Annotated in this window: 1 protein-coding gene; it reads left to right on the top strand. The window is 60.5% G+C overall.

Going from position 1 to position 233, the window contains the following annotated elements:
* Positions 1-233, top strand: a 233-nt coding sequence (locus FNJ47_RS49085) for a GSU2403 family nucleotidyltransferase fold protein (RefSeq protein ID WP_249778694.1), incomplete at both ends; no start/stop codon positions are given.

Here is a 233-nt window from a genome sequence, read left to right as displayed (position 1 = left end):
ACGATACGCCATCCACAAGCTCATCGTCGGATCCCGCCGGAAGGCGGATCGCGATGCGACCGCAAAGAGCGCGAAGGATCGGCTTCAGGCCAGATCGATCATCGAGGCGATGATCGCGAACCGCCAGTATGCCGATCTTGCTTCTGCCTTTACGGAAGCATGGGATCGCGGCGACCAGTGGAGAGCCGCGATCCGCACCAGCATCGCGACCTATGACGATGACTTCCAGAGCT

The sequence above is a fragment of the Bradyrhizobium uaiense genome, assembly GCF_010811875.1.
Lineage (GTDB): Bacteria > Pseudomonadota > Alphaproteobacteria > Rhizobiales > Xanthobacteraceae > Bradyrhizobium > Bradyrhizobium uaiense.
The sequence above is the reverse complement of the archived record's forward strand: the minus strand, read 5'-3'. Positions and strand labels throughout refer to the sequence as shown.